At 77.5% G+C, this 21859-nt stretch carries 19 protein-coding genes; 8 read left to right on the top strand and 11 right to left on the bottom strand.

Annotated elements, in window-relative coordinates; all coding sequences use genetic code 11:
• Positions 1-4 precede the first annotated feature (4 nt).
• Positions 5-148 carry a hypothetical protein gene (locus ADEH_RS23295; RefSeq protein ID WP_012527042.1) on the bottom strand — a complete coding sequence of 48 codons (144 nt, stop codon included), beginning with the start codon at positions 146-148 and terminating at the stop codon, positions 5-7.
• Positions 149-295: 147 nt separating this feature from the next.
• Between ADEH_RS23295 and ADEH_RS15300 the strand changes: the two genes are divergently transcribed.
• Positions 296-781 (top strand): hypothetical protein, encoded by a 486-nt coding sequence (locus ADEH_RS15300; protein WP_011422009.1) that lies wholly within the window; start codon positions 296-298, stop codon positions 779-781.
• Positions 782-917: 136 nt separating this feature from the next.
• Entirely contained in the window at positions 918-3176 is a 2259-nt protein-coding gene (locus tag ADEH_RS15295; protein WP_011422008.1) for a hybrid sensor histidine kinase/response regulator, read from the top strand.
• A 7-nt stretch (positions 3177-3183) separates the two neighbouring features.
• Here the strand turns inward: ADEH_RS15295 and ADEH_RS15290 are convergent, their stop codons facing one another.
• The 4 genes from ADEH_RS15290 to ADEH_RS15275 all read right to left on the bottom strand — a co-directional run bounded on the left by ADEH_RS15290 (position 3184) and on the right by ADEH_RS15275 (position 7704).
• Positions 3184-4647: a DEAD/DEAH box helicase gene (locus ADEH_RS15290; RefSeq protein ID WP_011422007.1), complete on the bottom strand. Its 1464-nt coding sequence runs from the start codon at positions 4645-4647 to the stop codon at positions 3184-3186.
• A gap of 31 nt (positions 4648-4678) precedes the next feature.
• Positions 4679-5773: a 3-deoxy-7-phosphoheptulonate synthase AroG gene (gene aroG, locus ADEH_RS15285; protein WP_011422006.1), complete on the bottom strand. Its 1095-nt coding sequence runs from the start codon at positions 5771-5773 to the stop codon at positions 4679-4681.
• A gap of 130 nt (positions 5774-5903) precedes the next feature.
• Positions 5904-6545, bottom strand: a complete 642-nt coding sequence (locus tag ADEH_RS15280; protein WP_011422005.1) for a hypothetical protein — start codon at positions 6543-6545, stop codon at positions 5904-5906.
• A gap of 82 nt (positions 6546-6627) precedes the next feature.
• On the bottom strand, positions 6628-7704 hold the full coding sequence (locus ADEH_RS15275) for a hotdog domain-containing protein (RefSeq protein WP_011422004.1): 1077 nt from the start codon (positions 7702-7704) through the stop codon (positions 6628-6630).
• Positions 7705-7816: 112 nt separating this feature from the next.
• On the opposite strand from ADEH_RS15275, the gene ADEH_RS15270 reads away from it, so the two are divergent.
• Positions 7817-8935, top strand: a complete 1119-nt coding sequence (locus ADEH_RS15270) for a DNA topoisomerase IB (RefSeq protein WP_011422003.1) — start codon at positions 7817-7819, stop codon at positions 8933-8935.
• Positions 8936-8960: 25 nt separating this feature from the next.
• Here ADEH_RS15270 and ADEH_RS15265 read toward each other — a convergent pair whose 3' ends face one another.
• Together ADEH_RS15265 and ADEH_RS15260 are read right to left on the bottom strand one after the other, a co-directional pair.
• Complete coding sequence (locus tag ADEH_RS15265) at positions 8961-9863, bottom strand: glycoside hydrolase family 16 protein (protein WP_041453585.1); 903 nt, start codon at positions 9861-9863, stop codon at positions 8961-8963.
• Complete coding sequence (locus ADEH_RS15260) at positions 9851-10612, bottom strand: hypothetical protein (protein WP_232287297.1); 762 nt, start codon at positions 10610-10612, stop codon at positions 9851-9853. Before ADEH_RS15260 ends, ADEH_RS15265 begins: the two co-directional genes overlap by 13 nt.
• Before the next feature lie 272 nt (positions 10613-10884).
• Between ADEH_RS15260 and ADEH_RS15255 the strand changes: the two genes are divergently transcribed.
• Positions 10885-11508, top strand: coding sequence for a hypothetical protein (locus ADEH_RS15255; protein WP_041453584.1), 624 nt, complete (start codon positions 10885-10887; stop codon positions 11506-11508).
• Positions 11509-11514: 6 nt separating this feature from the next.
• Here the strand turns inward: ADEH_RS15255 and ADEH_RS15250 are convergent, their stop codons facing one another.
• Positions 11515-11832, bottom strand: coding sequence for a hypothetical protein (locus ADEH_RS15250; RefSeq protein ID WP_011421999.1), 318 nt, complete (start codon positions 11830-11832; stop codon positions 11515-11517).
• 352 nt (positions 11833-12184) lie between these two features.
• Here ADEH_RS15250 and ADEH_RS15245 point away from each other — a divergent pair, with 352 nt between their 5' ends.
• The 4 genes from ADEH_RS15245 to ADEH_RS15230 all read left to right on the top strand — a co-directional run bounded on the left by ADEH_RS15245 (position 12185) and on the right by ADEH_RS15230 (position 17131).
• A complete protein-coding gene (locus ADEH_RS15245) occupies positions 12185-13237 on the top strand; it encodes a hypothetical protein (protein WP_011421998.1) in 1053 nt (350 codons plus the stop codon).
• A gap of 122 nt (positions 13238-13359) precedes the next feature.
• Entirely contained in the window at positions 13360-13908 is a 549-nt protein-coding gene (locus tag ADEH_RS15240) for an SRPBCC family protein (RefSeq protein WP_011421997.1), read from the top strand.
• Positions 13909-14105: 197 nt separating this feature from the next.
• Positions 14106-15596: an ATPase domain-containing protein gene (locus ADEH_RS15235; protein ID WP_011421996.1), complete on the top strand. Its 1491-nt coding sequence runs from the start codon at positions 14106-14108 to the stop codon at positions 15594-15596.
• Positions 15593-17131, top strand: coding sequence for an ATP-binding response regulator (locus tag ADEH_RS15230; RefSeq protein WP_011421995.1), 1539 nt, complete (start codon positions 15593-15595; stop codon positions 17129-17131). The genes ADEH_RS15235 and ADEH_RS15230 overlap by 4 nt, the downstream gene beginning before the upstream one ends.
• Before the next feature lie 22 nt (positions 17132-17153).
• Here the strand turns inward: ADEH_RS15230 and ADEH_RS15225 are convergent, their stop codons facing one another.
• The 3 genes from ADEH_RS15225 to ADEH_RS15215 form a co-directional block, all read right to left on the bottom strand.
• Positions 17154-19262 carry an ATP-binding protein gene (locus ADEH_RS15225; protein WP_011421994.1) on the bottom strand — a complete coding sequence of 703 codons (2109 nt, stop codon included), beginning with the start codon at positions 19260-19262 and terminating at the stop codon, positions 17154-17156.
• Positions 19255-20112 (bottom strand): CheR family methyltransferase, encoded by an 858-nt coding sequence (locus ADEH_RS15220; RefSeq protein ID WP_041453583.1) that lies wholly within the window; start codon positions 20110-20112, stop codon positions 19255-19257. The genes ADEH_RS15225 and ADEH_RS15220 overlap by 8 nt, the downstream gene beginning before the upstream one ends.
• Before the next feature lie 207 nt (positions 20113-20319).
• Positions 20320-21744, bottom strand: coding sequence for a hypothetical protein (locus tag ADEH_RS15215; RefSeq protein ID WP_011421992.1), 1425 nt, complete (start codon positions 21742-21744; stop codon positions 20320-20322).
• Positions 21745-21859 lie beyond the last annotated feature (115 nt).

The raw sequence follows: 21859 nt of genomic DNA, 5'->3' as shown, positions 1-21859 counted from the left end.
GGGCTCAGCGCTCCCGCTCGCCGCGCTCGTCCTTCCGGCGCAGCCACCCCCAGCCCCACTTCTCGCTCCACAGCCCGGGGCCGGTGGCGAGCACGCCCAGGGCGGCCAGCAGGAGCGCGCCGACGATGGCCTTCGGGTCGATCTCCATGACGCCTCCGGGTGGGAAGTTCGGGTGCCAACGATAACGGGGCAGCCGGCGCGCCGCACGGGTACCCTCCGGGCGTCGAATTCGGGTTTCGCGAACGGCGGCGCGGGAGTAGATTCCGCCCCCGCACCCGAAGGAGAAATTCGCACGATGTCCAGCTCGCCCGCACGCACCCCCGCCGCCCTCGTCGCCGTCGCCGTCCTCGCCGCCCTGGCCGCCTGCTCCCGCGGCTCCGCCGGTGGCTCCCTCGAAGCCAGGCTGCCCGTCTCGCCCGGCGCCCCCTGGGACGACGCCCGCGGCGAGCTCGAGAAGCTCGATCCCAACGCTCGCCTGATGGAGGGCCTGGGCGGCCGCACCGCCGTCGCCCACACCCAGCTCGAGATCGCCGGCTACCGCTTCCAGGAGCTGTCGATCGCCGGCGCCGTGGCCCGCCCCAGCGTGCGCACCGTCACCGTGACGGCCCCGCCGCCCGAGGCCGGCTGCGACCGCGCGCGCGACGACCTCCTGAAGGCGCTCGGCTCCGACTGGACCGCGGGCGACCTGCGCCTCGGCGCCATCACCGCGACGAAGGGCACCACGCGCTCCGCCCGGATCGTCTGCACCGGCTCCGAGCTGTCCGTCTCCATCGTCGGCTGAGCCGCCCGTCCCGGCGCGGCGCTCGCGGTCCGCTCGCCCGGGGGGGGTCGCGGGCGCGGCCGCGCGCGTCGAAGTGACGGTGGGTGAAGACCCGCCTGAGCGTTGAGCGCGCCGCACCGCGTCCTATCCGTCTCGGGTGCGGTTCCCCCGCCTCCGAGCGCTCCTGCGCCGCCCCGCCCGGGCGATCCCGTTCCGGTGGCGGCTCGTCGGCCTCACCGCGGGCGCGCTGCTGCCGGTCGCGCTGTTCGCGGCCGCGATGCTGAGCCGGCTGGCGGCGGGCGAGCGCGAGGCGAACCGGCAGCGCCTGGTGGCCGACGCGCGCACCCTCGCCGAGGGGGTGGACCGCGAGACCATCGCCACGTTCCGGGCGCTGCAGGCGCTGGGCGGATCGGAGCGGCTCGAGCGCGGCGACCTGGACGGCTTCCGCGAGGACGCGGTGCGCGTGCTGCGCACGCAGCCCACCTGGCACGCGGTGCTGCTGGCGCGGGCGGACGGGCACCGGCTCCTCGACACGCGGCGGGCGCCGAGCCCGCCCGCGGCGCCGCCCCGCGACCCGCGCAGCCTGGAGGAGGCGGTCCGCACGGGCGAGCCGGTCCTGGGCGACGTCTTCACCAGCCCGGACGGCGAGCTGCTCGTGGCGGCGCGGCTCCCGCTGCTGCACCGCGGGCGGGTGCGCTACGTGCTGAGCGCGCTCGTGCCGGCCGACGCGCTGCGCGACCTGGTGCGGGTGCCCGGCTACGGCGAGAACCCTTGGATCCGCACGCTGGTCGATCGCTCCGGCACGGTGGTCGCGCGGAGCCGCGCGCCGGAGCGCTTCGTGGGCCAGCGCGCGACCCCCCGGTTCCTCGCGGCCACCCGGGACCGGGCCGAGGGCGTGTACCCGGACATGCCCCTCGACGGCGGGCGCTCCTACGTGGCGTTCGTCCACTCGTCCCACGCCGGGTGGACCGCCGCGGTGGTGGCGCCGGTCGAGATGCTCGACGGGGCGACCCGCCGGTCGGTGCTGACGATCGCGGCGCTGGGGGTCGCGGTGGTGCTCCTGAGCGCGGGCGGCGCGTTCCTGGCCTCCGGCCGCTTCAACCGCGCCATCGCCTCGGCGGCGTCCTCGGCGGAGGCGCTCGCCCGCGGCGATCGCCCGCGGGTGGAGGCGGCGGGCATCGCCGAGGTGGCGCGCCTGGGCGAGGCGCTCGAGCGGTCCGCCGACCTGCTCGCCGCGCGCGAGCGGGAGCGCGACCAGCACCTGGCCGTCGCCGAGGCCGCCCGCGCCGAGGCCGAGGCGGCCAGCCGGACCAAGGACGAGTTCCTGGCGATGCTCGGCCACGAGCTGCGCAACCCGCTGTCGCCCATCGTGACCGCGCTGGAGCTGCTGGCCCTGGGAGGGAACGGCGGCACGCGGGAGCACGCGGTCATCCGCCGGCAGGTGGATCACCTGGTGCGCCTCGTGGACGACCTGCTCGACGTCTCGCGGATCACCCGGGGAAAGGTGGAGCTGCAGCCGGAGCGCGTCGAGGTCCGGTCCTTCGTCGCGCGCGCGGTGGAGATGGCGACCCCGCTCGTGGAGGAGCGCTCGCACCGGCTCACGGTGGACGTGCCCGAGGGGCTCGCGGTGGTCGGCGATCCGCACCGCCTCGCGCAGGTGATCGCGAACCTGCTCACCAACGCGGCCCGGTACACGCCGCCGCGCGGCCGCATCGAGGTCCGGGCCGCGCTGCGCGGCGGCCGCGTGGAGCTGGCGGTCCGGGACGACGGGCGCGGGCTCGCGCCCGAGCTCCTCTCGCGCATCTTCGAGCCGTTCGTGCAGGCGCCGCAGGGGCAGGACCGCCCCCAGGGCGGGCTCGGCATCGGCCTCGCGCTGGTGCGGAGCCTGGTGGCGCTGCACGGGGGCCGGGTGGAGGCGCGCAGCGACGGGCCGGGGAAGGGGAGCACGTTCGTGGTGGAGCTGCCCGCCGCGCCGCGCGCCCCCGCGGCCCCGGCCCCGCCGCCGCGCCAGGCCGCCCAGGGCGGCGCGCCGCTGCGCATCCTGGTGGTGGACGACAACGAGGACGCGGCCGAGCTGCTCGCCGACGTGCTCGCGCACGCCGGGCACGAGGTGCGGGTGGCCGGCGACGGCGGGCGCGGGCTCGAGCTGGCGGTCCGCCTCCGGCCCGACGTCGCCATCCTCGACATCGGCCTCCCGGTGCTCGACGGCTACGAGCTGGCGATCCAGCTCCGGCGGCGCCTGGGCGACGCGGCCCCGGTGGTGATCGGCGTCAGCGGCTACGGCCAGCCGAACGACCGCGAGCGCAGCGCCGCCGCCGGGTTCCGGCACCACTTCGTCAAGCCGGCCGACCTGGAGGCGCTGCTCGAGGCCGTCGCCGCGGCGGGCCGCGAGCGCACCCGCGCGCCGGTGGCGTAGGCGCGGACTAGCGGCGCTTCTTCGGGCCCCACGAGCCGACGCGGCGGGGCTTCGACCCGGCGCCGGCCGCGGCGGGCGCGCTGCGCCGCGAGGCGGACGCCGCGGGCTGCGAGCGCGGTGCCCGCTCGCCGGCGGTCGCGCCGCCCTCCGCGCCGCCCTTGCCGCCCGTCAGCCGGTCGCGGTGCGCCGCGGCGCGGCGGCGGTTGCGGTTCATGCCGGCCGGGCGCGCGCCCGGGCCCGGGTTCGCCTGGGCCGCGTCCGCCCGCTGGAGCTCCGCCTGGAAGGTGGCGTGCTCGCGCGGCACCTCGGCGCGCGGGATGGGGGCGCGGGTGAGCCGCTCGATGTCGCGGAGGAGGTCCAGCTCCTCCGGCGAGACGAACGCGGACGCGCGGCCGCTCGCGGCCATGCGCGCGGTGCGCCCGACCCGGTGGACGTAGTCCTCCGGGACGTGGGGCAGGTCGAAGTTCACGACGTGGCCGATCTCCGCCACGTCGATGCCGCGCGCGGCGATGTCGGTGGCGACGAGCACGCGGTACTGGCCGTCGCGGAAGCCCTCCAGCGCCATCCGGCGCTGCGCCTGCGAGCGGTCGGCGTGGATGCGCGCCACCTTGTGCCCGGCCCGCTGCAGCGCCTTCGCGACCTTGTCGGCGCGGCGCTTCGTGCGGGTGAACACCAGCGTGGACAGGTCGTCGTCCTCCAGCAGCGCCATGAGGAGCGGCAGCTTCTCGCGCTGCTCCGGCAGGAACACCCGCTGCTCGGCCCGCTCGGCGAGCGTGCCGCTCCGCGCCACCTCCACCCGCACCGGGTCGCGCAGGTGCGCGCGCGCGAAGTCGGCCACCTCGCCGGCCATGGTCGCCGAGAACAGCAGCGTCTGGCGGACCTTCGGGACGCGGGCGAGGATCCGCTTGAGCTGGGGCGCGAAGCCCATGTCCAGCATGCGGTCGGCCTCGTCGAGCACCAGCACCTCGAGGCCGTCCAGCCGCGCGGTGCCCTGCTGCAGGTGGTCCACCAGGCGCCCGGGCGTGGCCACGATCACCTCGTGGTCGCGCAGCGCGGCGCTCTGCGCGCCCATGCCCACGCCGCCGATCACGAGCGCGCCGCGGACGTGGCGCCCGCGGCCGAACCGGTCCAGCTCGCCGGCGATCTGGACCGCCAGCTCGCGCGTCGGGGCGAGCACCAGCGCGCGCGGGCCGGGCCTGGCGTGCGCGGCGGCCGGCCGGTCCTTCGTGGCCGCGCCGGACAGCCGCTCGATGATGGGCAGGAGGAAGGCGGCGGTCTTGCCGGTGCCGGTCGCGGCGGCGCCGATGACGTCGCGGCCGGCCAGCGCGGGCGGGATGGCCTGCGTCTGGATGGGCGTGGGGTGCTCGAAGCCGGCGCGCTCCAGCGCGTGGAGCGTCTTCTCGGACAGGTTCAGGTCTGCAAAGGTCGGGCTCAAGCGCGGCACCATAGCCTTTCGGCCGTCGCCGCGCATGGAGGATCGCCCGCCTCCGCCGCGCGGGGGATCAGGCCGGCGCGGCCTCGGAGCCGCCGTTGAAGCCGGCCTCCCGCACCCGGCGATCGCGCACCGCCGCCGCGAGGCCGTCCAGCACGCGCACGGTGTCCTCCCAGCCCAGGCAGCCGTCGGTGACGCTCTGCCCGTAGTTGAGCGGCTTGCCGACCTTGAGGTCCTGCCGCCCGGCCACGAGGTGGCTCTCGATCATGACGCCGACGATGCGGACCTCCCCGCCGGCCACCTGTGCCGCCACGTTCGCGCAGACCGGGATCTGGTTCTCCGGCTTCTTCTGGCTGTTCGCGTGGCTCGCGTCCACCATGAGCCGCTGCGCCAGTCCGGCCTTGCCGATCTCCTGGCAGGCGGCGTCCACGCTGGCGGCGTCGTAGTTCGGGGTGCGCCCGCCGCGCAGGATGATGTGGCAGTCCTCGTTCCCGTTGGTCGAGACGATGGCCGAGTGGCCGCCCTTCGTCACCGAAAGGAAGTGGTGCGGCTGCTGCGCCGCCTTGATGGCGTCGATGGCGATGGCGACGTTGCCGTCGGTGCCGTTCTTGAAGCCCACCGGGCAGGAGAGGCCCGAGGCGAGCTCGCGGTGCACCTGGCTCTCGGTGGTGCGCGCGCCGATGGCGCCCCAGGAGACCAGGTCGGCGATGTACTGCGGCGTGATCATGTCGAGGTACTCGCAGCCGGCCGGCACGCCGATCTCGGCCACGTCCAGCAGGAGCTCGCGCGCGACGCGCAGGCCGCGGTTGATGTCGTAGGTCTTGTCGAGGCCCGGGTCGTTGATGAGCCCCTTCCAGCCGACGGTGGTGCGCGGCTTCTCGAAGTAGACGCGCATCACGACCTCGAGGTCCTCCGCGTGGCGCGCGCGCTCGTCCAGGAGCCGCGCCGCGTACTCCTTCGCGGCCTTGGTGTCGTGGATCGAGCAGGGGCCGACGACCACGACCAGGCGGTCGTCCATCCCGTGGAGGATGCGGTGGATCGCCTGGCGGGCGCCGTGGACCACGGCGGACGCCTTCTCGGTGCAGGGAAACTCGCGGATCAGGTGCGACGGCGGGGCGAGCTCCTTGATCCCGCGGATGCGGAGGTCGTCCGTTCTGTAGGGCATGCGTTCCTCGGTGGCCGGAACGCATCCTAGCGCAGCCCGGGCGGGTGTGCCGCCCGGGCTGCATCGCCCCCGCGCGACGGGACGTGGCCCCGAGCGCGGCGAAGCCGCGCCCGCGAGGTCACGGGCCCCGCTAGAAATCGATCCCGACGCGGCCCGTGGCGCCGAAGGTCACGCCGCCGAGCTCGTACTCGGCGCTCGTGTCCGGGCCGCCCTCGGACGGGCGGACGGTCACCGGGATGTTCTTGCTCGTCACGTCCCACCGGGCGAAGCCCCAGACGCCGATGAGGAAGCCGAGGCCGCCGCCCAGCTCGGCGCGGTACGCGATGCCCGGGCGCAGGCCCACGTAGGCGAGCCACTCGGCGTTGGAGCCCCGGGTGATGACCGCCGGGTCCTTCAGGAAGTCGCCGTAGCGCCGGCCGCCCGCCTCGCCGAGCGCCTCGAGGCGGATCGCGCCGAGGTCGAAGCCGAGGCCGGCCAGGCCGCCGACGGCGGTGATGCTCGGCCCGTCCTTCTTCCAGGTCCGGTCCGCCACCGCGCCGAGCTCGAGGACGCCGAGCTTGAGCGTGGCGAGGCCGCCGACGATCTGGGCGGAGTTCTTGAGGCGCGCGGTGTCGGACAGCGCGGCATCGAGGCCGTGCTTCAGGCTGGTGGCGTCGGCCCGCTCGACGCCGTAGTGGAGCTCGAGCGAGAAGAACGCCCGGGCGGGCGCGGGGGCGGCGAGCAGGACGGCGGCTGCCAGGACGGACGCGACGGTCGTGAGGGCTCGGTGCATGTAGGTTCCTCCCGGACGGACGGTGCGCCGCGGCCGCCGGGCGCGCCACCCCCCGTCCTGCCCGGGGGCGGGCGGCGCCCGGTCAGTCCCGCTGCGCGCCCGCCAGGTAGGAGAGCAGCCAGCCCTTCGCGCTGCGCTCCTCCAGCCCGCGCAGGTCGCGGCGCGCCGCCAGGTAGCGCGCGTCCTCGGCGTAGTCGGACGGGTGCAGGGTCGGCACCGGCACCGGCCGCAGGCCGCGGTCGATGTTCACGAACGTGAAGCGGCAGGAGTTGGAGAGCGCGCGGGCGCTGCGGTCCCGGCTGATCCGCTCGATGCCGGTCTCGATGCACACCATGGCGCCGTCGGTGTAGACCACGCGGCTGGTGAGGTGGAGCTTGTCGCCGATCTGCACCGGGTGGAAGAAGTTCACCCGGTTCACCGCGGCCATCACCGGCCGGTCGAGCGCCACGCGCTCGGCGCAGATGGACGCCAGCTCGTAGGCGCGGCGCATGATGTAGCCGCCGAAGATCACCGCCGAGAGGTTCTCCTGCTCCGGGTACGTGCGCTCCCAGGTCTCGGTGACCACGTCGCGCGCCCGCACGCCGGCGAAGCCGGGCTCCTCCTGCTCGCGGTGCAGCGCGGAGAGCAGCAGGAACTCGTCGCGCGAGGGCGGCTCCACCAGGCTGTCCTGCTCGCGGCGGTAGGCGGCCCGGCGCGCGGCGGCGCGGGCGGCGCGCACCCGCTCCACGTCGTCGCCCAGCTCGAGCGGCGGGATCGCCACGCTGCGGGCGCCCGGCCCGTCGCCGTCGCGCGCCACCATGGTGAAATAGCAGGAGGCGAGGTGCGCCCGGTCCGGCGCGGACTCCACCCGGATCCCCACCTCCATCGAGGTCCGGCCGACGTGGTTGATGCGCGCCAGGCACCGGACGTCGCGCGTCACGTCGGCCACGCGCCGGACCACGATCTCGTCGAGCGCGGCGGTCACCACCCGCGCCTCGGGCTGGAAGCGCTGCGCGTACGCCATGGCGGTGTCGGCGGCGAGCCGGTCGAGCACCTCCAGCAGCACGCCGAACCGGAAGTTCCCGGGGATGGGGTCCTTCAGCACCATGAAGCGGCGCCGCAGCGCGGGGTCGGTGGAGAGGGGGAGGACGTGCTCGCAGGTGGTGTCGGTGGGGCGCATGGGGCTCCGGCCCGGGCGCGGCGCCCGGCTCCCCGATGCGGATACCGCAGGGCACCGGGAGTCGTCCAGCGCACGGTGCCGCGAGGGCCGGCGGTGCGCATCACTGGAGGGGATGCGCGCCATCGAGAGGCTCCAGGCGATCGGCCTCCGCCGCGCCGGCACGCCGCGGACCGGCTTCCGCTGGGTCCGCCCGGACGGCCGCCCGGCGGCCGCGGCGGACGCCGAGCGCGCGCGGCGCCTGGCGCTGCCGCCGGCGTGGACGGACGTGCGGGTGAGCCCGGTGGCGGGCGCCAAGCTGCAGGCCATCGGCCGGGACCGCGCCGGGCGCTGGCAGTATCGCTACCACCCGGACTTCGTGCGCCGCCGCGCCGGCGCCAAGTACCGCCGGCTGCTCCGCTTCGCGGCCGCGCTCCCGCGGATCCGCGCCCGCGTGACCCGCGACCTGCGCCGCCGGGGCGTGGGGCGGGAGCGGGTGCTCGCGGCCATGGTGCGGATCCTCGCCACCTGCCCGATGCGGCCGGGCAGCGAGGCCTACGCGCGCGAGCACGGGAGCTACGGGCTCACCACGGTCCAGCCCCGGCACGTGCGCGTCGAGGGCGACCGGGTGGTGTTCGACTTCCGCGGCAAGTCCGGCCGGCGGCAGGTGCGCGAGCTGGAGGACGCGCCGGTGGCGCGGCTGGTGCGCACGCTGCTCCGGGTACCGGGGCGCGACGTGTTCAAGTTCGAGGAGGGGGGCGAGGTGGTGGACGTGCGGCGCCGCCACCTGAACGCCTACCTGCGCGAGGCGGCCGGCGCGCCGTTCACCGCCAAGGACTTCCGGACGTGGGCCGGCACGGTGCTGTGCGCGAGCGAGCTCGCCGCACGCGAGCGGGAGATCGTCCCGGGCCGGACCAGCCGCCGCCAGCTCGAGGTGGCGGCGGTGAAGGCGGTGGCGGCCCGGCTCGGCAACACGCCGGCGGTGGCGCGCGCCTCCTACGTGAGCCCGGCCGTGCTGCACGCGTTCGGCGAGGGGAGGGTGATCGGCTGCTGCTACGCGCCGGACGAGCTCGGCGTGCCCGTGACGCGCGGGCTGCACCCGGTGGAGGCCGCGCTGGTCCGGCTCCTGCGCGAGGAGGCGCCCGCCCCGGGCACCGCGGCGGCGCGCGGCGGGGGCGCGCCCCTCACGCGAGCGGCCCGGCGGCCCGGCTTCGCGCCGCGGGATCGGCTCCGCGCCGCGGCGAGGGCGCCCTAGGGCACCCTGGGCACGACGGGCGCGCTCACGGCGCCGGCTGCCAGGCGCGCACCCAGTCCACCTCCATGAAGTCCTCGCTCGTCGCGGCGGGGCCGTAGCCGCCCGGCGGGATCGTCCCGGCCCAGCTCCGGTCCTTCACCTCGCAGGTCAGGTAGATCGGCTGGGACCGGTGCGACACCGCGGCCGAGGTGCTCCAGAGCGGCTGCTGGTCCACGTAGAACGTGTAGCCCGCGGGCGTCCACAGGACCGAGAACGTCCGCCAGGCGCCCCACACCGGCCCGCCGTCGGGCGGCGGCTGGGTCCGGTGGACCTTCTTCCAGTCCGCGCCGAAGCCATCCCAGTTGATGCCCGACATCACCAGGTCGCGCACGTTCCAGCCGCCGCCGTCCACCACCCGGTGCTCCACCACGTCGATCTCCACGCCGGCGGTGCCGGGATCGCCGATGGGCTCGCCGTAGGTGTCCGGGTAGAGCCAGAACGCGCACCAGGTGCCGGGCACCTCGTGGAAGCGGATGCGCGCCTCCACGTAGCCGTAGGTCAGCTCGAACAGCCCGACCGACTTCAGGTAGCCGGTGTGGTGCACGCCGGCGTCGTCGGTGAACGTCGTGATCCGCAGCAGGCCGTCCTGCACGGTCGCGGAGGCCGGGTCGTTGAGCGCGTCGCGGCGGCGACGGGCCTCGACCACCCAGCGCGCCGGGTCCACGGCCGTCCCGTCGAACTCGTCGTGCCACGCGAGCGCGTAGCCGGGGAGCGGCGGCGACGGCGCCACGCCGGCAGGAGGCGGCGGGGCGGGGATGGGCGCGTCCGGCGGCGTCCAGCCGGGCACCGGCGCGGACGGCGTGGCCGGCGGCTCGCCCGGCGAGAGCAGGCCGCAGCCGCACACCGCCGCGAGCGCGGCGAGGATCGCCCGCCGGGTCAGCGCGTCCACACCGCCCCCGCCATGAGCGCCCCGCGCCCTTGCCGGTCCTTCACGCCCGGCGTGCGCAGCCGGTCCAGCGCGAGCTCGTCGCGGTAGGTGACGAACAGCGCGCCCGCCCGCCCGCCCCAGCGGCCCACCGACCAGCCGAGCCGCCACGCGGGCGCCGGTCCCGCGTCGCGGGCGCGCTCCAGCAGGCCGCCCACCGTCCGGCCGAACCCGCCCATCACGTACCAGCTCCCCCACAGCGTGAGCGCCGCGCGCGCGCCGGCGTACGGCCCGCCGTCGAACGGCACGGTGGCGTACACCGCGGGTGCGAGGCAGAGCGGGCCCAGGCACCCCGCCGGCAGCTTGTACCCGGCGCTCGCCTCGGCGTGGCGGAGCGTGAACCGCTGCCCGGGCCGCACCGGGCCCCAGTCGTGCACGTGCACGAACGCGGTGCCGGGGCGGGCGGACTCGAGGCCGGCGCCCCACAGCAGGCGCACCCCGCCGTCCTGGGACCACGGGGTGAGCTCGCCGCCGGCGCGGAGGAACACGGCGCGCCAGGGGGCGAGCGTGAGCACCGCGCCGGTGGACTGGCCGTCGCGCCCCCGGTACCCCATGAACGCGGCGCCCGCCAGCCGGGCGCCGTCCGCGGGGAGCGGCGCGACCACCGGGCCGCCGAACGCGCCCGTGACGGCCCCGGCGGCGCCGCCGCCGTCCGCGCCCGCGCGCGCTGCGCTCGACCCGAGCGCCACGGCCGCCGCGAGGCCGAGCGCCATCCGCCCTGCGTGCACCCCCGGCTCCCCCTGCAGGCGCGCCTCCTCGCGCGCCCGCCCTCCGAAGCTTCGTCCCGGCGGACGCCGGCGGCACCTCCCCGACGGCGAGCCCGGCGCCCGCCGGGCGCCGGGCGCCCGCTCCGCGGCCGGGCGGGCGGGCGCCGCCGGGAGGCGGGGGCGGGCGCTCGCGCGAGCAGGTGGCGCGCCGCCGGCGCCGGCCCCAACGTCCAGGCAGGCGCGGCGCGCGCGGACGCCGGCCCTGGGAGCGCCCCGCCGTGATCGCAGCCCTCGCCGCCCTGCTGGTCGCCGCCCAGCCGGCGCCGCCCGCGCCCGTGCCGGGGCCGCCGGCGGAGGCGCCGGCGCAAGGGCGCACCGCGCCCGCGGGCCTGGTGCTGGAGCTCCACAGCGACTTCGGGCTGCGCCGGTTCATCGCGCTCGAGTACACGACCGGTCGGCGCTTCGGCCTGGCCCTGAACGACGGGATCTCCGCCGCGGCGGGCGCGAGCCTGCTCCGCCTCGCCGGCGGGCGGCTCTCCACGCGGGTGACGGCCGGGTTCAAGCTGCAGCTCGTCCGCGCCTCGAACGGCTCCGCCACGTTCACCGCGTTCCCGGTGGAGCTGGCGGAGAGCCTGGAGCTGGGCCCGCTGCGGCTGGGCGCGGGCGCGTCGGTGCTGCTCGCGCCGCGGCTGCGCGGCCGCGGCTTCCTGGAGGGCGCCCGGATCGACTTCGGCCCCGCGCCGGGCGCGGTGCTCGACGCCGAGTGGCTGGTCTCCCGCCGCTCGCGCACCGGCATCGGCCTGCGCGCGAGCTGGCACCGCTACGACGGCGGCGGCGTGCGCCGGGGCGCGCCGGCGATCGGGCTGGTGGTGCGGTCCGAGCTGGGGACCGGCGGGCGCTGAGCCGGATCAGCCGGCGCGCTGCACGGTCTTCCAGGGCGCGGCGTCGCCGTGCTCGTCCACGCGGACGCGCTCGTGGCCCGGCCCGCGCCAGACGCTGCCCGCGATCACGCGCGGCGGGATCCAGGGGTAGCGCCGGCGGCTCTCCTCGGAGACGAACACCACCGGCGAGACCGGCGGCGCGTCCGGGATGGCCGCGGGCGTGCCCTCGTCGGTGAGCGGGATGTGCGGGTGCGGGGACCGGGGGCCGTGCGCGATGCGGCGGCCGCCGCCGCCCTTGCGGCGGCGCCGGCCGTTGGCGCGGTTGTCGTGGCGGGAAGGTTCCAACGGTGCTCCTGTCTCGGATTCGCCGGCGCCGTCGTGGGCGCCGCTGCTCGGAAGATGCGTCCGGTGCTGACCGGCGCTCGCGCCGGGGGCCGCGGCGGCCGCGCCGCGGGTCGGGTCCAGGATCGCTTGCAGGCGATCGGCCGCTCCGCGGACCTCGCGCGCGGCCTCGGGCCCGGGGCGCCCGCGCGAGGCGGTCTACCCTGGGCGGAGGCATTACTAGCGGCGCGGCGCGGCCCGGTCAAGGCGCGGCGCGCCCCGCACGCGTCGCGCCGGCGGGGGCTGTGGTCGCCCGACGCACGGCGGATCCGCAACGTTCCTGGCGGCCCGCCGCAGGGCGGGAGGGGGAGGGGCGATGCGGAACGTGATGCTGGTGCTGGGGGCGCTCGCATCCGCGTGCACCACCACGCGGGTGCTGCAGCGCGACGGGTGCTTCGTCCGGCGCACCGAGCGCGCGGGCAGCGCGAGGGAGGAGATCGGGCCGTGCGCGCGCCCGCCGCCGCAGTGGTCGTCGGACCGCGCCACGCGCCTCGCGCAGGAGTGCATGGCGTCGGAGGAGAGCCGCTGGATGAGCCGCGCGGTGGTCGCGTGGGGGCGCGGCGAGCCGCTGCCGGCCCGCGCCACCGAGGCCGAGCTGATGCGCTCGTGCGTCCTCGAGCCGGCGCGGCTGGCCGACCAGAGCGAGGCCGCGAAGGCGCGCGCCGAGGCCGAGCGCGACCGGGCGCGCCTGGAGCGCGAGGCGTCGGAGGCGGCGCTGCGCGGCGAGTCGGCCGCGCTGCAGGCGCGCCTCGATTCCCAGGGCGAGGCGCTGCGGGAGCGGCTCGCCGAGCTCGCCGCCGACCGCGACGCGCTCCGCGCGCAGGCCGACGACGACCGCAAGCACATCAACGGCTCCGCCGACCGGCTCGCGACGTTCCTGGGCGACACGGCCACGCGCTCGGCCGAGTCGCTGGGCCAGGCGGCGCGGAGCGCGTCGGAGTCGCTCGGCGAGGCCGCGCGCAAGCCGGCCGCCCCGGCGCTGGCGTTCGCGGCGTCCACGAGCGACAGCGACGGGCGCGCCGGGAGCGAGCACCGGTCGAGCCGCGACGAGGCCGCCCCGCAGGCGCTCGCCCCGGCCGCGCTCCTCGGCCTCGGGGCGCCCGCCTGCGCCGCGCCCCTCGCCGCCTGCGCCGCCCCGGCCGCGCCCGCCGCGACTCCGGCGCCGCCCCCGCGGCCCGCCGCCGCGCGGACCCCGGCGCGCCTGCCGCGCAAGCCGGCGCGGCCGGCGGCGCGCGCGTGCGAGACGTGCGCGCCCCCCGCGGACGCGGCGCCTCCGCGCCCCGGCCCCGGCGCGCCGGGCGGCGCCGTGGAGGCGGAGGCCGCCGCACCGCCGGCGCCCGCGGGTCCCCGGCCGGCGGTCGCGCGCTGACCGGGCGCGCCCGGCCGGTGCGCGGTTCGGCCGCGCACCGGCGGGCGCCCGGGGCCGCCGGGCTCCGCTATCCTCCGGAAGGCGCGCGCGGGAGGCCGCCGCTCGCGCAAGCCGGGAGAGCGATGGCGCTCCGGATCGACGAGCGGTACGAGGTCGCGGCGCCCGTGGACGTCGCCTGGGCGCTCCTCGTGGATCCGCGGCGCGTGGTGACCTGCGTGCCCGGGGGCGCGCTCGACGCGGTGGTGGACGCGCGCACCTACGACGGACGCGTGCGGGTGCGCCTCGCCGGGATCACGTTCGCCTACCGCGGGCGCGTCCGGCTCGCGGAGGTGGACGTCCCGGGGCGGCGCGTGCGCATCGTGGGCGACGCGCGCGCGCGGGCCGGCGACGGCACGGCGCGGCTGTCGCTGGAGAGCTGGCTGCTGCCGCGTCCCGGCGATCGCACCGAGGTGGTGGCGGAGGCCACCGTGAACGTGGGCGGCGCGCTGGTCGCGCTGGGGCGCGGCTTCCTCGAGGCGCTCGGGCACGAGGTGTTCCGGCGGTTCGCCGCGCGCGTGGGCGCCGCGCTGGAGGGGGCGGCACCGCCCGCGGACGAGCCGCTGCGCGCGCTCCCGGTGCTGGCCGGCGCCGCGCGCGCGTGGCTCTCCGGCGCCGGCGGCCCGCGGCGCTGAGCGGTCTCCGCGGCAGGCAGGCCCCCGCGGAGGGGTGCAGGCGGGGGCGGCAGAGTGCCGCAGCTCGCCCCGCCGGGGGACGAACGAGCGGGGCAGCGGCCGCCGGGCGCTCCGCGCGCGCCCGATCGGGCCCCGTGCGTCGGGTAGACTCCGGGTCCAGCGTACCGGACGCGAGAGGCCCACCACCGGGAGGACGCATGCCAACGAACGGACCCCTCACCCCGCGGGCCCCGACCGGCGTCGCCGGGCTCGACGACGTGCTGGGCGGCGGCTTCCCCCGCCGTCGCATCCACCTGATCCAGGGATCGCCCGGCGCCGGGAAGACCACGCTCGCGCTCCAGTTCCTGATGGAGGGCGTGCGCCAGGGCGAGTCGTGCCTGTACATCGCCATGTCGGAGTCGCGCGAGGAGGTGGAGAGCGTGGCCGCCTCGCACGGCTGGGACCTCGGCGGCATCACGGTGTTCGAGGCGTCGGAGCTCGACGGCGAGGAGGAGAACACGATCCTCGAGCCCGCCGAGGTGGAGCTGGGCGAGCGCATGGGGGCGATCCTCACCGAGGTCGAGCGCGTGCAGCCGAACCGCGTCGTGCTCGACTCGTGCACCGAGCTGCGCCTGCTGGCCCAGACGCCGATCCGCTACCGGCGCCAGCTGCTCGCGCTGAAGCGCCAGCTGGTCGAGAAGGACCGGACGGTGCTCCTGCTCGACAACCCGTCGTCGGACGCGCCGGACGCGCTCGTCCAGAGCCTGGCGCACGGGGTGCTGCTCCTGGAGCAGCTGAACCCGGAGTACGGCGCCGAGCGGCGGCGGGTGCGCGTCCTGAAGATGCGGGCCGCCGCCTACCGCGGCGGCTACCACGACTTCGCCATCCGCACCGGCGGGCTCACCGTGTTCCCGCGGCTGGTCGCGGCAGAGCACCGGGCGGGCGCCGTCACGCCGGAGCAGTGCTCGAGCGGGCTCGAGCCGCTCGATCGCATGCTGGGCGGCGGCCTCGATCGCGGCACCAGCACGCTCATCGTCGGCCCGGCCGGCGCCGGCAAGTCCAGCCTCGCCACGCAGTTCGTGCACGCCGCGGCCGGCCGCGGAGAGGCCGCGGCCCTGTTCGCGTTCGACGAGCCGCGCGCCACGCTGCTCGCGCGGACCCGCGCGATCGGGCTGGACCTGACCCCGTTCGTGGAGGAGGGGAGCGTGCACATCACGCAGGTCGATCCCGCCGAGATCTCCTCCGGCGAGCTGGTCCACCTCGTCCGCGAGGCCGTCGCCGGCGGCGCGCGCCTGGTCGTGATCGACAGCCTGAACGGGCTCCTGCAGGCCCTGCCCAGCGAGGGCTCGCTGGTGCTGCAGGTGCACGAGATGCTCAGCTTCCTCGCCGAGAAGCGCGTGGTGACCCTGCTCACGATGGCGCAGCACGGGATCATCGGCGACATGGTCGCCCCGGCGGACGTGACCTACCTCGCCGACACGGTCGTGCTCCTGCGCTACTTCGAGGCGAGCGGCGGCGTGCGCAAGGCGATCTCGGTGGTGAAGAAGCGCCTCGGTGCGCACGAGACCACCATCCGCGAGTACACCCCCACGGCCGCCGGCCTCCGCGTCGGCGATCCGCTGGTGGACTTCCGGGGCGTGCTGACCGGCGTACCCGACTTCGAGCCGGCCGCGGGCAGCGGGGCGCTGCTGCCCCTCGCACCTCCATGACCCGTCCGAGCCAGTCCGAGCGCGTCCTGGTGCTCGCGCCGCTCGGGCGCGACGCGGAGGTCGCGGCCGCGGTGCTGCGGAGCGCCGGGCTCGCCGCGGTGGTGTGCCGCGAGATCCGGACCGTGCTGGAAGAGCTGCGGGCGGGCGCGGCGGTGCTGCTCATCGCGCAGGAGGCGCTGGGAGCGGGCGCGCGGGAGGGCATCGGCGAGTGGATCGCGCACCAGCCGCCCTGGTCCGACCTGCCGGTGTTCGTCGTGACCGGCGGCGCGCCGCGGCAGGATCACGCGCGCGCGCTGCGCGAGCTCTCGTGGCTGGGCAACGTGCTGCTGCTCGACCGGCCGCTGCGCCGCGCCACGCTGCTGAGCGTGGTGCGCTCCGCCATCCGCGCGCGGCTGCGCCAGTACGCGGCGCGGGAGGTGCTCGCCGCGCGGGAGCGGGAGGTCCTGGCCCGCGACCAGTTCCTGGCGATGCTCGGGCACGAGCTCCGCAACCCGCTCGGCGCCATCATCCTCGCCCTGGACGTGATCGACCGGCGCGGCGTCGCCGCGCCGCGGCAGCTCGACGTGGTCCGCCGGCAGTCGCGCCAGCTCTCGCGCCTGGTGGACGACCTGCTCGACGTCTCGCGCGTCACCTCGGGGAAGATCACGCTTCACCACCACCCGGTGGAGCTGGCCGCGCTGGTGGGGCGCGCGGTGGAGGCCCAGCAGCCGCCGGCGGCGGCCGCGGGGGTCTCGCTGCGCGCGGAGCTCGCGCCGGGCGAGGTGCCGGTCCTGGGCGATCCGGTCCGGATCGAGCAGGTGATCGCGAACCTGGTCGGGAACGCCATCAAGTACACCCGGCCCGGCGGTCACGTGACCGTCGGGCTGGAGACGTCGGGCGGCGACGCGGTGCTGCGCGTCCATGACGACGGCATCGGCCTGGCCGCGGCCGACCTGGAGCGCGTGTTCGACACGTTCGTGCAGGTGGACTCCGGGCTCGACCGCGCCCGCGGCGGGCTCGGGCTCGGGCTCACGCTGGTGAAGACGCTGGTGACCATGCACGGCGGCCGGGTGCGGGCGGACAGCGCGGGCCCGGGCAAGGGCAGCACGTTCACGGTCCGGCTGCCGCTCGCGTCGCCGGCCGACCGGCCCGCCGGCGCCGATCGCGCCGCCGCCGCGCCCGACGCCCGGCCGCGGCGCGTGCTGGTCATCGACGACAGCCCGGACAACCGCGAGGTGGCCCAGTCCGCGCTGGAGATGCTCGGGCACGAGGTGTGCCTGGCGGGCGACGGGCCGAGCGGGATCGAGGAGGCGTTCCGCTGCAACCCCGAGGTGGTGGTGATCGACATCGGCCTGCCCGGGCTGGACGGCTACGAGGTGGCGCGCCGGCTGCGGGCGGCCCGCGGCCGGGGCATGGTCCTCATCGCGCTGACCGGCTACGGCCAGCCGGACGACCGCCAGCGCGCGCTGGCGGCCGGGTTCGACCTGCACCTCACGAAGCCGGTGGAGATCGACGCGCTCCGCCGGGCCATCGAGCGGTCCGACCCGAGCGCCTGAGCCTCCCCGCGGCGCGCCGGGGTCAGCCGCGCTGGCGGCGCGGCCCGGCCAGCAGCGCCTCGATGGCCTCGAAGCGGGCCGGCTTGGCGAGGTGCGCGTCGAAGCCGGCCTGGGCCGAGCGGGCCAGGTCGTCGGGCAGGGCGTAGCCGGAGAGCGCGACGAGCAGCACCGACGACAGCTCCGGGTCGGCGCGCAGCGCGCGCGCCAGCTCGTAGCCGTCCATGTCCGGCAGGCCCAGGTCGCAGACGATGGCGTCCGGGCGCGCGGTGCGGCAGCGCTCCAGCGCCTGGCGCCCGTCGAGCGCGACGTCGGCCTGGTGCCCGGCCAGCTCGAGCAGGTCGCGCAGCGTCTCGGCCGAGTCCGGGTTGTCCTCGACCACCAGCACCCGGCGCGGCGCGACCGGGCGCGGCGCGACCGCGTCGCAGGCGCGGACCGGCACGCCGTCGAGCGGCAGCTCCACCGTGAACGTCGCGCCGTGACCTGCCCCGCCGCTGGCCGCGGTGACCGCGCCGCCGTGCAGCTCGACCAGCCCCTTCACGAGCGCGAGCCCCAGCCCCAGGCCGCCGCGGGTCCGCGCCAGCGTCCCCTCGGCCTGCACGAACGGCTGGAACAGCCGCTCCAGCACCTCGGGCGGCATGCCGATCCCGTCGTCGCGCACGCGGACCCGGGCCCGCCCCTCCGGCGTGGCGTCCACCGCGACCGTCACGGTCCCGCCGCCGTCGGTGAACTTGGCCGCGTTGTGCATCAGGTTGCCCACGATCTGCGCGATGCGCGCCGCGTCGGCGTGGACCCACAGCTCGCGCCCGGGCACCTCCAGCGCCAGCCGGACGCCGCGCGCCTCGAGCAGCGAGCCGTGGTCCTCCGCGGCCTGGCGCACCGCCGCGCCCAGCTCCAGGTGCGTCCGGCGCAGCTGGATCTTCCCCTGCGTGATGCGCGCCACGTCGAGCAGGTCGTCCACCAGGCGGGCCAGGTGCGCGACCTGGCGCGCGATGACCTGGCGCGCGTGCCGCCCCTGCTCGCCGGCGGGGTCGCCGCGGTCGAGCACCGCGAGCGCGTTCAGCACCGGCGCGAGCGGGTTGCGCAGCTCGTGCGACAGCACCGCCAGGAACTCGTTCTTGCGGCGGTCGGCCTGCGACAGCGCCTCCACGAGCTGGGTGAGCCGTGCGTCGCTGGCCCGGAGCGCCTCGCCCTGCGACTGCAGCTCCTCGTTCTGGGCCTGCAGCTCCTCCTGCTGGACCTGGAGCTCCTCGTTCTGCCCGTGGAGCTCCTCCTCCTTGGCCTGGAGCTCCTCGTTCTGCGCCTGGAGCTCCTCGTTCTGCGCCGCCAGCCGCTCCTCGCGATCGCGCAGCTCGGCCGCCATCACCGCGAAGGCGCGCGCCAGCTCGGCCAGCTCCCCGCGCGGCCCCGCGCCCGAGCGCTGCGCCTCCAGCCCCGCCGTGGCGGAGTAGTCGCCCGCGGCCAGGCGGCGGGCCGCGTCCGCGAGCCGCCTCGCGGGGCGGCGCACCTCGGTGACGACCACCCAGGCGGTCGCCGCGAGGAGCAGGGCCACGGCGGCGAAGGCGAGCACCAGCGTGCGCACGGTGTCCCGCTGGTAGGCGAGGATGGTGTGGCTGGCGCCCGCGTCGTGGGCCTGCTGGAGCGCGCCGAAGGTGCGGAGCAGCGAGAGCAGCTCCTCGCGCATGGGCGGGAGCGTCGCCTCGCGCGCGCGGATGGCGGAGTCGTCGCCGCCCGTCGCCACCGCCGTGCCGAGCGCGACCGCCGCCTTCTCGAACGGCGGCACCGCCGCGAGGATCCGGCCGGACAGCGCCGCGCCCTCCGGCGACTTCGGCAGCGCCGCGAACCGCGCCGCCGCCCCCTCCAGCCGTCGCAGCGCCGCCTGCAGCGCGTCCATCCGCGCGGGCTCGGGCGTGAGCGCGTACGCGCGCGCGGTCAGGCTCACGTGCAGCACCGCGCTCTCCAGCGACGCCGCCGCGGCGGCGCGCGGGCCGATGAGCTCGAGCTGCGCGTCGGCGCTGGCCGCGATCCGCCCCTGCAGCGTGACCGCCAGCGCCACGAGGCCGGCCAGGAGCGCGCCCGCGATCGCGAACCCGAGCGACACCCAGGTCGCGATGGAGAGGTCCGGCCTACGCATCGGCGCCGCCTCCGACCGCGCGGAACAGGCGGGCGCGCCGGTCGAGGACCTCCAGCCTGTCGCGGGCGAGCGCCGGCCACTCCGCGGGCCCGAGCCAGAGCAGCCCGCCGGGCGCGAGCGCGTCGAGCAGCAGCTCCAGCGCGCGCCGCTGCAGCGCCGGCTGGAAGTAGATGAGCGTGTTGCGGCACGCGACGAGGTCGAAGCGGCCCGGGTCGGGGGGAGCGCGGGCCGCGGAGAGATCGTGGCGGAGCGTCCGGACCCGCGCGCGGATGGCGGGGTGGACGCGGTACGCGGCGCGGCCGGCGCCGAGCACGGGCGTCAGGTACCGGTCGCGGAACGGCCGCGGCAGCTCCGGCAGGGCGTCGGCGGGGTAGGTCGCCGCCTCCGCGGCGGCGAGCGCGTCCGGCGCCACGTCGGTCGCGACCACGTCCGGTCCCGCTGGCGCACCGGCGTCGTCGAGGAGCATGGCGAGCGTGTACGGCTCCTCCCCGCGGCCGCAGCCGGCGCTCCAGACCGCCAGCGGCCCCGGCGTCGCGGCCGCGCGCGCGGCCAGGGCCTCGCGCACGCGCTCCACGGCGGGCGCGTCGCGGTAGAACCGGCTCACCTTCACCGTGACGCGGGCGAGCAGGTCGCGCGCGAGGTGGCGGTCCGTCCGGAGCCGCTCGACGTACGCCGCGCTCGACGGCGCGCCCGAGGCGATCATGGCGGTGCGGATGCGCCGCTCGACGGTGCCGGGCCGGTAGCCGGTGAGGTCGAGGCCGAGCCGCGCGCGGACGACGGAGAGGATCTCCGCCAGGTGGGCCTGCGGGAGCCGATCCGTCGATGCGCTGGAGCGCGCGAGATCCGTCATGTCCCTCGGGCAGCGGCCGCGACGCGTGGGGCACGCCTCGCGCGACCGGGGACCGAGCATAGCCGAGCCCTCCGGCCGCGCGAACCGCTGGAACGTTCCCTCGTCGGGGCCGACCGCCGGGGCTGCTGCGGCGCCCCCCCCGTGCGCGGTGGCCGGCAGCCCGCACCGCGAGGGCCCGGCGGGGCCGCGCCCGGACGCCCGCCGCCGTCAGAGCGCCTGCAGGAACGCCACGAGGTCGTCCTTCTGTCCCGCGGTGAGGTGCAGGGCGAAGCGCGCATCGTAGAACTCCACGACGCTCGCCAGGTCGGGGGCCGAGCCGTTGTGGAAGTACGGCGCGCGCCCGGCCAGGCCGCGCAGCGTCGGGCCCTTGAAGCGGCCGACGTCCTTCCACCGGCCGGTCACGAGCGCGCGGCCGGGATCGGTCGTCCGCGTCAGCTCACCCGTCGCCCGGTCGCGCAGCGTGTACACGGGCAGCCCCGACGCGTCGAGGCCGCCCGGCGGGTCGGGGAGGTCGGTGCCGACGCGGAGCGGCGCCGGGACGGAGTGGCTGCCCGCGTGCGGGGTGTCGTGGCACGTGGTGCACGTGCCCTGGATGGTGGGCTGGCCCAGCTCGTCGTTGAGCCCGGAGACGCCGGTGATCGCGAACGGCAGGTGGTCGAACAGCGCCTCCCCGCGCGCGATCGCCGCCCGCGCCTCGCGGGGGGAGCCCTGCCACGCGGCGAACTCGGTGAACACGGCCGGGTCGAACGCGCCGCCGTCGAACGGGTCGTTCATCCCGAACGTGAACGGCTGCGACGAGAGCACGCGCGGTCCACCGGTGGCGCCGCCGGAGGTGAGCCCCCCGGCCTCGTCGTCGCTCACCTGCGCCGTGAACAGCTGCAGCTCGAACGCCACGATCGCCTGCCGCTCGGCGTCCGCGAGCGGCGCGGCCGCCTGCCCGTGCCCGAGGGTGGCGACGTTCGCCTGGTCTGCGAGCTCGACGTCGAGCGGCGCGTACCCGGTCGGCTGGCCGGGTTCGGCGAACGTCTCGCGCCCGTCCCACATCACGGTGGAGAGGAACCGGAGGTTCGTGGCGGGCAGGGGGCGCCGGAACAGCGAGAGCTCGTCCGCGCTCGCGTGGCCGTAGGGATCCTGCACGTCCACCAGCTCGAACTCCGCGTCCGGGGGAACCCCGAGGCCGATCCGGATCAGGCCCCGCGACAGGAGCAGCGCATAGGCGCTCCGGCGCGCCTCGACGGTGGACACGTCCGCGTCCGGCGAGGTCGCGCCGTCCACGGGGCGGAAGATCGGGTCGGTGCCGCCCGTCGCGTCGAAGCGGTCCCGGAGCCGCGCCGGGGTGACCGTCATGTTGTCGCGCGCGTCGTGGCAGGTCGCGCAGGAGCGGCCGTTCGTGCCGAGCGCCTGGTAGAACGGGTTGTCCGCGTCGATCACCCGCCCGCCGGACGCGTTGACCGTCTGCGCCGCCCCGGCGGCGTTCGGCGCGGTGAAGACGTTGCCCGCGCGGACGGCTGCCCGCGCCGCGCCCGCCGCCTCGCGCGCCGCCGGCGCTCCCGCGTCGGTCGGGGACCGCGCCTCGCAGGCGAGCACGCCGAGCGCGAGCCCCGCGGTGACCGACGCGATCGTTGCCCGCATGTGCAGCTCCCCGCCGGCCCGGGCCGCCGCGCGGCGACCGTTCCTCGCAGGATGCGCACGCCACGGCGCGGGCGCGCGCCGTCAACGGCGGCTCACCGCGGCCGCGGTGGGGACG

Origin of the sequence: Anaeromyxobacter dehalogenans 2CP-C (assembly GCF_000013385.1) — a bacterium.
Classification (GTDB): domain Bacteria; phylum Myxococcota; class Myxococcia; order Myxococcales; family Anaeromyxobacteraceae; genus Anaeromyxobacter; species Anaeromyxobacter dehalogenans_B.
The sequence above is the reverse complement of the archived record's forward strand: the minus strand, read 5'-3'. Positions and strand labels throughout refer to the sequence as shown.

What these genes read in the sequence shown, in the direction of transcription:
- ADEH_RS15290 (WP_011422007.1), bottom strand. Translation starts at nt 4,647, where the DNA reads ATGCGCGGCGACGGCCGAAAGGCTATGGTGCCGCGCTTGAGCCCGACC.
- ADEH_RS15280 (WP_011422005.1), bottom strand. Translation starts at nt 6,545, where the DNA reads ATGCACCGAGCCCTCACGACCGTCGCGTCCGTCCTGGCAGCCGCCGTC.
- ADEH_RS15215 (WP_011421992.1), bottom strand. Translation starts at nt 21,744, where the DNA reads ATGCGGGCAACGATCGCGTCGGTCACCGCGGGGCTCGCGCTCGGCGTG.
- ADEH_RS15270 (WP_011422003.1), top strand. Translation starts at nt 7,817, where the DNA reads ATGCGCGCCATCGAGAGGCTCCAGGCGATCGGCCTCCGCCGCGCCGGC.
- ADEH_RS15235 (WP_011421996.1), top strand. Translation starts at nt 14,106, where the DNA reads ATGCCAACGAACGGACCCCTCACCCCGCGGGCCCCGACCGGCGTCGCC.
- ADEH_RS15245 (WP_011421998.1), top strand. Translation starts at nt 12,185, where the DNA reads ATGCGGAACGTGATGCTGGTGCTGGGGGCGCTCGCATCCGCGTGCACC.
- ADEH_RS15225 (WP_011421994.1), bottom strand. Translation starts at nt 19,262, where the DNA reads ATGCGTAGGCCGGACCTCTCCATCGCGACCTGGGTGTCGCTCGGGTTC.
- ADEH_RS15230 (WP_011421995.1), top strand. Translation starts at nt 15,593, where the DNA reads ATGACCCGTCCGAGCCAGTCCGAGCGCGTCCTGGTGCTCGCGCCGCTC.
- ADEH_RS23295 (WP_012527042.1), bottom strand. Translation starts at nt 148, where the DNA reads ATGGAGATCGACCCGAAGGCCATCGTCGGCGCGCTCCTGCTGGCCGCC.
- aroG (WP_011422006.1), bottom strand. Translation starts at nt 5,773, where the DNA reads ATGCCCTACAGAACGGACGACCTCCGCATCCGCGGGATCAAGGAGCTC.
- ADEH_RS15220 (WP_041453583.1), bottom strand. Translation starts at nt 20,112, where the DNA reads ATGACGGATCTCGCGCGCTCCAGCGCATCGACGGATCGGCTCCCGCAG.
- ADEH_RS15275 (WP_011422004.1), bottom strand. Translation starts at nt 7,704, where the DNA reads ATGCGCCCCACCGACACCACCTGCGAGCACGTCCTCCCCCTCTCCACC.
- ADEH_RS15300 (WP_011422009.1), top strand. Translation starts at nt 296, where the DNA reads ATGTCCAGCTCGCCCGCACGCACCCCCGCCGCCCTCGTCGCCGTCGCC.
- ADEH_RS15240 (WP_011421997.1), top strand. Translation starts at nt 13,360, where the DNA reads ATGGCGCTCCGGATCGACGAGCGGTACGAGGTCGCGGCGCCCGTGGAC.
- ADEH_RS15260 (WP_232287297.1), bottom strand. Translation starts at nt 10,612, where the DNA reads ATGGCGCTCGGCCTCGCGGCGGCCGTGGCGCTCGGGTCGAGCGCAGCG.